This is a genomic window from Kocuria rhizosphaerae (assembly GCF_044462265.1).
Lineage (GTDB): Bacteria > Actinomycetota > Actinomycetes > Actinomycetales > Micrococcaceae > Kocuria > Kocuria rhizosphaerae.
Genome location: NZ_JBISWL010000063.1, coordinates 1 through 7,856 on the forward strand (window position 1 = coordinate 1; position 7,856 = coordinate 7,856).

The window sequence follows — 7,856 nt, forward strand, 5'->3', positions numbered from 1 at the left end:
CTGATATGTAGTCGATCTTGTCAAGAGGGCAGGGTGAAGCGGGGCACTCATTGATCGGTGGGTGCCCCGCTTCGTCGTTCATGGAGGGGTTGGGGTGATCTCTGCGGGCGTGTTGTCTCGACGCGTGGTCAGTCTGATATCCGCGGGTTGGTTACCGCATGACGCTGGTTTCGGCGCGAGGAGCGATGCTGGTCTGAGCTCGAGCGTGGCCACGAGGATCTCGTGACTGCTCACAGTCGAATCGCTGGTCTCCTCGGCGCGCGGCGCGCAGGAGATCTCCCGTGGCCGGGTCCGTGAACGGGTCTGTGGGTCATGCGTCCATGGTCGCCAGCGACCAGCACCAGCCGGCCATCTCTCGGGCGATCGCTGTGTTCGCGACCGTGTGACGCTTCTTGTGCTCGCTGAGCATGCTCCAGCGGTGATGCAGGCGCCTGTTGCCCGCATCGGCGCGTTCGGCCACGGCTGCCGGTGCCAGGGCCCACCGGTCCCGCATCGTCTTCCCCGGGCGGTACTGGGGCTTGTGGTGCCAGGCGGCCTCGATCAGCAACCGCCTGGCGTGGGCGTTGCCGGTCTTGGTGATCTGGCCCTGGGAGCGGGTTTGCCCGGAGGAGTGCTCCGAGGGCACCAGCCCCAGGTATGAGGCGATGTTCCGGCCCGTGAAGCGGTCCCAGTCGCCGATCTCCACCGCGAGAGAGAACGCGGTCAGGGTCGAGATCCCCCGCAGGCAGGCCAGACGCCGGGTGACCGTGGTCCACTCGGAGTCCTCGGCCAGCAGGAGGATCTGCGCGTCCAACCGGCACCGGCGGGCCAGGGCGTGGGCGACCGCGTCGTGGTAGTCGTCGAACACGATGCGTGAGACCTCGCCGAACACGGCGATGTCCTGGCGGGCCATCTGCTGCATCCAGGCCTCGTGCTTGCCGCTCCACGCCTCGCCGCCGGTGTAGACGTGGCCGTGGCGCAGGAGGAACTTCCCCAGCCGGTGACGGGCGCTCATCAGGTCCCGGCGCACGTCGTCCCTGGCCCGCACCAGGTCCCGTGCCACCTCGCGGGACCGGTCGGGAATCGTGACCTCGATGATGTCGTCGTTGCGGGCCAGTCGGGCCAGCAGCAGCGCGTCGTTCTTGTCGGTCTTGACCCTGTCACCGGAGGCCCGCAACAGCTTCGAGGGCGCCGCGACCTGGACCCGGTGGCCGGCCTCGATCAGGGTGCGGGCGAGTTCGTACCCGGTCGGTCCGGCCTCATAGGTCACCTGGACGGGGCCGTGCTCGCGGGCCAGAGCGTCGACGAACTCGCCCACCATGACGGTGTCAGCGCTGAGGGTCTGATGAATGATCTCGCCGGTCAGGCTGTCGATCGCGCAGGCCTTCACGCTGCGGGCATGGACATCCAGTCCCAGACTTGTACGCTCGGTGAACACCGGGGCCTCCTATGCATGTCGGCACCCCGACCCCGACCGGTCGGGGTGATCCACGTACTCTGCATAAGCGGGGCCCCGGCCACAAGACCCAGACGCCGCCTACACCCATAGCGTCTGAGCCCGGTGCGCGCGGCGGGGACGTGCCGGTGACCGGCAGGCCACCGCATCCCGTTTACAGTGATCGGATGGGCAACAACGACGTTTTCGCGGTGATAGCCGACAAGACCCGCCGGGGGATCCTCACCGCGCTCAAGGACGGCGAAAGGCCCGTCGGCGACCTCGTGGCCGAACTGGGCGTCTCCCAGCCCACCGTCTCCAAGCACCTCAAGATCCTGCGCGAGGCGGGCATGGTCTCCATGGAGGCGCAGGGCCAGCGCCGGCTCTACGCCGTGCGCCCGGAGCCCCTGGCCGAGGTGACCGAGTGGGTGCACGGGGTCGTGGGCGGCGCGGCCGGGCCCGTCGTCCCCGCGGACCCCGGTGCTGCCGCCGGAGAGCGGGCCGGGATGCCCCCGCTCGCGGTGCCGGGCGCCACCGGGGGCGAGCCGGTGTCCGAGCCCGTCGAGCCCGCCGCCGAGCCCGCACCCCTGCAGGACGCGGCGGGGGCGTCCGTGCCCGCTCAGCAGCAGCTCGTCCCGCTGGGCGCGGACCGTGCGGTGGAGGACTCCTCGCCGCGCGAGGGCCGGGGAGCGGGCGCCCGGGCGGTCGGCATCCTCTCGAACCTGCCGGGCTTCCGGCGCCGGCCGCGGCACCGGCGGCGCTGACGGGTCGTGCCCGTGCGGCACAATGGTGTGCTGCACCGGTGTGGGACACCGTTGCGCCGACCCGACCCGACGACGAAGAGGGAACTCCGTGCACGAAGATCTTTACCCCATCCGCCAGGCCGTGCTGGCCCGCAACCCCGGTGAGGCGGAGTTCCACCAGGCCGTGGACGAGGTCTTCGACTCCTTGGGCCCAGTGGTGGCCCGTCACCCGGAGCTGCTCGACGCCGCGGTCCTCGAGCGGGTCTGCGAGCCCGAACGGCAGATCATCTTCCGCGTCCCGTGGACCGACGACCAGGGACGCGTGCACATCAACCGGGGCTTCCGGGTCGAGTTCAACTCGGCGCTGGGCCCGTACAAGGGCGGGCTGCGTTTCCACCCCTCCGTCTACCTGGGCATCGTCAAGTTCCTGGGCTTCGAGCAGATCTTCAAGAACGCCCTCACGGGCATGCCCATCGGCGGCGGCAAGGGAGGCTCCGACTTCGACCCGAGCGGGCGCTCCGACGGGGAGGTCATGCGCTTCTGCCAGTCCTTCATGACCGAGCTGTACCGGCACATCGGTGAGCACACGGACGTGCCCGCGGGCGACATCGGCGTGGGCGGACGGGAGATCGGCTACCTCTTCGGCCAGTACAAGCGGATCACGAACCGCTACGAGTCCGGTGTGCTCACGGGCAAGGGCCTGTCCTGGGGCGGCTCCCTGGTGCGCCCTGAGGCCACCGGCTTCGGCACCGTGATGTTCACGCAGGAGATGCTGCGCACCCGCGGGACGTCTCTCGACGGCCAGACGGTCCTGGTCTCCGGCTCCGGCAACGTGGCCACCTGGGCCATCGACCGCGCCCAGAAGCTCGGCGCGACGGTCGTCACGGCGTCGGACTCCAGCGGCTACGTGGTGGACCCCGACGGGATCGACGTGGAGCTGCTCCGCCAGGTCAAGGAGGCGGACCGGGCGCGGATCGGCGAGTACGCGGAACGCCGCGGAGGCCGGGCGCGGTTCGTGGCCAAGGGCTCCGTGTGGGAGGTTCCGGGCACCGTGGCCCTGCCGTGCGCCACCCAGAACGAGCTGGACGGCTCCCACGCCAAGAAGCTCGTCGAGAACGGCGTGCTGGCCGTCGCGGAGGGCGCCAACATGCCCGCCACGAGCGAGGCCGTCCGCCTGTTCCAGGACGCGGGCGTGCTGTTCGGACCGGGCAAGGCCGCCAACGCCGGCGGCGTGGCCACCTCGGCGCTGGAGATGCAGCAGAACGCGTCCCGCGACTCCTGGACCTTCGACTACACCGAGCAGCGGCTCGGGCAGATCATGACGTCGATCCACGACACCTGCGCCGAGACGGCGGAGGACTACGGGATGCCCGGCAACTACGTGGCGGGCGCGAACATCGCCGGCTTCGTGAAGGTCGCCGGGGCCATGCTGGCCCAGGGCGTCGTCTGATCCCTCCCGTGCCCGCCCTCCGTCGCGGCCGGGGCACCCCGACCGCGCGGCCGACACGTCCGGAACCACCGGTCGCCCCCGGAGGGGCGCCGGTGGCTCTACCCTGGTGACTATGGCAACGCATCGACAGGTCCTGCAGTGGCTGGAGAACGAGCTGTTCGACGGCCACCTCGTGCTGGGCCAACAACTGCCCTCGGACCGCGACCTCGCGGCGATCCACCGCGTGTCCCGCAGCACCATGCGGGAGGCGCTCAAGACCCTGGAGGCACAGGGCATCGTGCGGCTCTTCGACGGGCCGCGCAAGTCGATCCTGCCCATGCTCGTCCGGGAGCCGGCCGCCTCCGCGGGGCCGGCGCTCCAGCTGCACATGGCCACGTCGGACTACCCGCTCAGGGACATCGTCCAGACCCGCGTGCTCCTGGAGACGTGGGCGCTGGAGCGCGCTGACCCGCAGCACCCGGCGATGTCCGAGCTGCGCGCGCTGCTGGAGCAGATGGCCCAGGAGGACCTGTCCCTCAAGGACTTCCACCACCTCGAGGTCAGCTTCCACATCGCCCTGTGCAAGACCGCGGGCAACTCGGTGGTCTCCGCGCTGATGTCGTCGTTGCGGGACTCGATCTACGAGTACACGATGGCGCTGGTGGGCCACGTGCCGCTGTGGAGCGCCACCTCGGAACGGCTGCGCGCCGAGCACCAGGCGATCTACTCCGCGCTGGAGGCGGGGGACCGTCGCCTGGCGGCCCGGCTGGTGGCGGAGCACATCGAGTACCAGTACCGGGAGGCCGGGGTGGACCCGGACCAGGAGCAGCGGAGCCCGGGCCCCGCGCCGGACGCCCCCTCCGAGCTCGCCGCCCCACGGACGTCCGAGGAGCGCCCCGGAGCCGCCGGGCACCCGCCCGGCGGGGAGGCCGCTGAGGTGCCCCGCAGTGCCTGAGCGCCGCACGGTTCGCGGCGAGTGCGGCAATTTCCCCGGGAGACGGTAGGGTGTCAGTGAACGTTTGCCAGGCTGTCACCGTCCGAGGGCCGGCATCCCCGGTGGCCGCCCCTGCGCGGTTGCGCCGAGGAGACACCACCGAGACATGAAGATGCGAGGGATCCTATGGGTTCAGTGATCAAGAAGCGCCGCAAGCGGATGTCCAAGAAGAAGCACCGCAAGCTGCTCCGCAAGACCCGCCACCAGCGCCGCAACAAGAAGTGACCCGGCGCTGATCCGCGCCACGGGGCCGCCGTCCATCATGGACGGCGGCCCCGTGGCGTTCCCGGGTCCTGTGCCGCGGGTGGAGCCTGCGCCGTGGCCCTGTCCGGCCGGACCGTACGATGAGGTCATGAATTCCCCGACGCCTCCCGCCGTGACCCTGCTCACCCGCCCCGGCTGCCACCTCTGCGAGGACGCACGGACGTCCGTGAGCCGGGTGACCGGGGCCCTGGGACTCGAGTGGTCGGAGGTCGACATCGAGACGGACCCCGAGCTGGTCCGCCGCCACGCCGAGGAGGTCCCCGTGGTGCTCGTGGACGGCGTGCCGCGGGACTTCTGGCGGATCGACGAGCGCCGGCTCACCCGGTTGCTGCGCGAGCGCCTGGCGCTCTGAGCCGTTTCGGTTTTTGGGGCTCCGCCCCGGGTCTGGGACCATGGGAACCATGCCTTCCGCGACCGTCCACCTGCTGCGCCACGGCCAGGTCCTCAACCCCGACCGGCTCGTCTACGGGCGCCTGCCGCGCTACGGACTGACCGAGCTGGGGGCGCGGATGGCCGAGGCGGCGGCGGCCGAGCTCGCCCGGCGGGTCAACGACGGCGCGCGGATCGTGCATCTCGTCTCCTCGCCGCTGCAGCGGGCGCGCGAGACGGCCGCGCCGGTCTCCCGCGAGCTGGATCTGCCGGTGCACACGGACGAGCGCATCATCGAGCCGCGCAACCACTTCGAGGGCCTGCACGTGGGCACCCGGGTGCTGCTCGACCCCCGGCACTGGCCGCACCTGCGCAACCCGCTGGTCCCCACGTGGGGCGAGCCCTACCGTCAGCAGGTCGCCCGCATGGTCGAAGCCGTCCTGGACGCCGGGCACGCCGCCGTGGAGCAGGGCGGCGACGCCGCCGAGGCCGTGCTGGTCTCCCACCAGCTCCCCATCTGGCTCACCCGGCGCTCCGCCGAGGGCAGGCCCCTGCCGCACGACCCCCGGCGGCGGCAGTGCAACCTGGCCTCGCTCACCACCCTCGTCTTCGACGACCTCGACGCCGGGCGCCGTCCGCGCGTGGTCTACACCGAGCCGGCCGCCGAGTTCTACCCAGGGGTCAACCAGCTTCCCGGTTCATAATGACCGGGCCCCGCCACCCGTCCCGACTCCGACCCCAGGTGATCCGTCCGTGAGCTCGTACACCCCGCCGCCCGCCAGCCCGTCCCGCCGCCGCGTGCTCTCGCTCGCGGGTCTCGGGCTCCTGGGACTGGCCCTCACCGGGTGCGCCGAGGAGGACTCGCTGGCCCAGCAGGCGAACTCCGGGGACCGCAAGGGCTACATCGCCGGAGACGGCACCGTCTCCGAGTACCCGGCGGCGGAGCGCGGGGAGCCCGTACAGTTCGAGGGGACCCTCTTCGACGGGACGGTGGTCGACGCCGAGCAGCTGCGGGGCGCCCCGGCGCTGCTGAACTTCTGGTACGCGGGCTGCGCGCCGTGCCGAGTGGAGGCCCCGGACCTCCGGGAGCTGGCCGAGCGGTTCGACGGGCAGGTGGCCTTCTACGGGGTGAACCAGCGGGACGAGCGGCCCACCGCCGAGGCCTTCGAGCGGACGTTCGAGATCCCCTACCCCTCCTTCGCGGACAAGGACGGCGGCGTGCTGATGGCCCTGAGCGCCTATGTTCCGCCGCAGGCGGTGCCCACCACCCTGGTGCTCGACGCCCAGGGCCGTGTGGCCGCCCGGATCCTCGGTGTCGCGGACCGCTCGGTGCTCGAGACCCTCCTCGAGGACTCGGTGGCCGAGGCGGCATGACGACCGGCAACCCGTTCGCCGAGATCGTCCTGGACGGCTCGCTGCTCGTCGCGCTGCCCGTGGCCCTGCTCGCCGGCCTCGTCTCCTTCGCGTCCCCGTGCGTGCTCCCGCTGGTGCCGGGGTACCTGGGCTACGTCACGGGTCTCACCGGCGCCGACCTCGCCGAGCAGCGGCGCGGCCGGGTGCTCGGCGGGATCCTGCTCTTCGTCCTGGGCTTCTCGGCGGTCTTCCTGCTGATGTCGGTGCTCCTGGCCCAGCTGGGGGCCTACGCCTGGTTCCTGGGCCAGGAATGGATCACGGTGGTCCTGGGCGCCCTCGTGGTGCTCATGGGCGTCGTCTTCCTGGGCGGGGTCGCGTTCTTCCAGCGGGACCGCCGGCTCGAGCACCGCCCGCCGCCCGGCCTGTGGGGTGCGCCCCTGCTGGGGATCACCTTCGGCCTCGGCTGGGCGCCGTGCATCGGGCCGACCTTCGCCGCCGTGCAGGCGCTCGTCTACGTCGACGGCGCCTCGACGGGCAAGGCGGCCGTCCTCACGGTCGCCTACTGCCTCGGGCTGGGGGTCCCCTTCCTCGGGCTGGCCCTGGCCCTGCGCCGCGGCATGGGGGCCATGGGCTTCTTCCGCACCCACCGGCTCACCATCCAGCGGACCGGCGGCGGGCTCCTCGTCGTCGTCGGGCTGCTCATGATGACGGGCGCGTGGACCGCGTTCGTCTCCTGGGTCCAGTCCGAGCTCGTCACCGACTGGGTGATGCCGATCTGAGCGGCACCGACCCCCGCCCGTCCCGCCCCGGATCCGGTGGCAGAAAGGCCGGCATGAGCACTTCCGCGCCCCGCACGCGGCCCGTCGCATCCGGAGGAGCCGGGCGGCAGGACGCCGAGCTCCCCGCCCTCGGTCCCCGCGGCATGGGCCGCTGGGCCTGGACGCAGCTGACCAGGATGAACACCGCGCTGTTCCTGCTGCTGCTCCTGGCCGTCGCGGCGGTCCCCGGCTCCATCTTCCCGCAGCGGATCCAGGACCCGGCGGCCGTGCAGGACTACCTGGACAACAACCCCGTCCTCGGGGAGTGGCTCGACCGGCTGCAGCTGTTCGACGTGTTCTCCTCGGCCTGGTTCTCCGCCGTCTACATCCTCCTGTTCGTCTCCCTGGTGGGATGCGTGCTGCCGCGCGCGGCCAAGCACTGGCGGGCGTGGCGCGCCGAACCACCTCGCACCCCGCGCCGGCTCGCCCGCCTGCCCGAGCACCGCTCCGTGGCCCTCGTCGGGCCCGGGGG

10 protein-coding genes are annotated in these 7,856 nt (G+C 71.8%); 9 read left to right on the plus strand and 1 reads right to left on the minus strand.

The annotated features are described in order from the left end of the window. Positions 1-310 precede the first annotated feature (310 nt). Positions 311-1,417 (minus strand): IS110 family RNA-guided transposase, encoded by a 1,107-nt coding sequence (locus tag ACH9EU_RS07040; RefSeq protein WP_396412476.1) that lies wholly within the window; start codon positions 1,415-1,417, stop codon positions 311-313. Between the two features lie 185 nt (positions 1,418-1,602). On the opposite strand from ACH9EU_RS07040, the gene ACH9EU_RS07045 reads away from it, so the two are divergent. The 9 genes from ACH9EU_RS07045 to ACH9EU_RS07085 form a co-directional block, all read left to right on the plus strand. Beyond that, positions 1,603-2,178, plus strand: a complete 576-nt coding sequence (locus ACH9EU_RS07045; protein ID WP_396413230.1) for a metalloregulator ArsR/SmtB family transcription factor — start codon at positions 1,603-1,605, stop codon at positions 2,176-2,178. Positions 2,179-2,266: 88 nt separating this feature from the next. Then, complete coding sequence (gene gdhA, locus ACH9EU_RS07050) at positions 2,267-3,607, plus strand: NADP-specific glutamate dehydrogenase (RefSeq protein WP_396413231.1); 1,341 nt, start codon at positions 2,267-2,269, stop codon at positions 3,605-3,607. 112 nt (positions 3,608-3,719) lie between these two features. Next, entirely contained in the window at positions 3,720-4,541 is an 822-nt protein-coding gene (locus ACH9EU_RS07055) for an FCD domain-containing protein (RefSeq protein WP_396413232.1), read from the plus strand. 165 nt (positions 4,542-4,706) lie between these two features. Next, positions 4,707-4,805, plus strand: coding sequence for a 30S ribosomal protein bS22 (locus ACH9EU_RS07060; RefSeq protein WP_005504750.1), 99 nt, complete (start codon positions 4,707-4,709; stop codon positions 4,803-4,805). 127 nt (positions 4,806-4,932) lie between these two features. Then, entirely contained in the window at positions 4,933-5,196 is a 264-nt protein-coding gene (locus ACH9EU_RS07065; protein ID WP_396413233.1) for a glutaredoxin family protein, read from the plus strand. Between the two features lie 49 nt (positions 5,197-5,245). Further along, positions 5,246-5,917, plus strand: a complete 672-nt coding sequence (locus ACH9EU_RS07070; RefSeq protein WP_396413234.1) for a histidine phosphatase family protein — start codon at positions 5,246-5,248, stop codon at positions 5,915-5,917. 49 nt (positions 5,918-5,966) lie between these two features. Continuing rightward, on the plus strand, positions 5,967-6,587 hold the full coding sequence (locus tag ACH9EU_RS07075; RefSeq protein WP_396413235.1) for a redoxin domain-containing protein: 621 nt from the start codon (positions 5,967-5,969) through the stop codon (positions 6,585-6,587). After that, positions 6,584-7,345: a cytochrome c biogenesis CcdA family protein gene (locus tag ACH9EU_RS07080; protein ID WP_396413236.1), complete on the plus strand. Its 762-nt coding sequence runs from the start codon at positions 6,584-6,586 to the stop codon at positions 7,343-7,345. Before ACH9EU_RS07075 ends, ACH9EU_RS07080 begins: the two co-directional genes overlap by 4 nt. A gap of 53 nt (positions 7,346-7,398) precedes the next feature. Then, a partial coding sequence (locus ACH9EU_RS07085) for a cytochrome c biogenesis protein ResB (RefSeq protein WP_396413237.1) occupies positions 7,399-7,856 on the plus strand: 458 nt, incomplete at its 3' end.

Bases quoted from the DNA above. Each gene is read 5' to 3' on its own strand.
- ACH9EU_RS07045 (WP_396413230.1), top strand. From the start codon at position 1,603: ATGGGCAACAACGACGTTTTCGCGGTGATAGCCGACAAGACCCGCCGG.
- ACH9EU_RS07055 (WP_396413232.1), top strand. From the start codon at position 3,720: ATGGCAACGCATCGACAGGTCCTGCAGTGGCTGGAGAACGAGCTGTTC.
- ACH9EU_RS07060 (WP_005504750.1), top strand. From the start codon at position 4,707: ATGGGTTCAGTGATCAAGAAGCGCCGCAAGCGGATGTCCAAGAAGAAG.
- ACH9EU_RS07065 (WP_396413233.1), top strand. From the start codon at position 4,933: ATGAATTCCCCGACGCCTCCCGCCGTGACCCTGCTCACCCGCCCCGGC.
- ACH9EU_RS07070 (WP_396413234.1), top strand. From the start codon at position 5,246: ATGCCTTCCGCGACCGTCCACCTGCTGCGCCACGGCCAGGTCCTCAAC.
- ACH9EU_RS07080 (WP_396413236.1), top strand. From the start codon at position 6,584: ATGACGACCGGCAACCCGTTCGCCGAGATCGTCCTGGACGGCTCGCTG.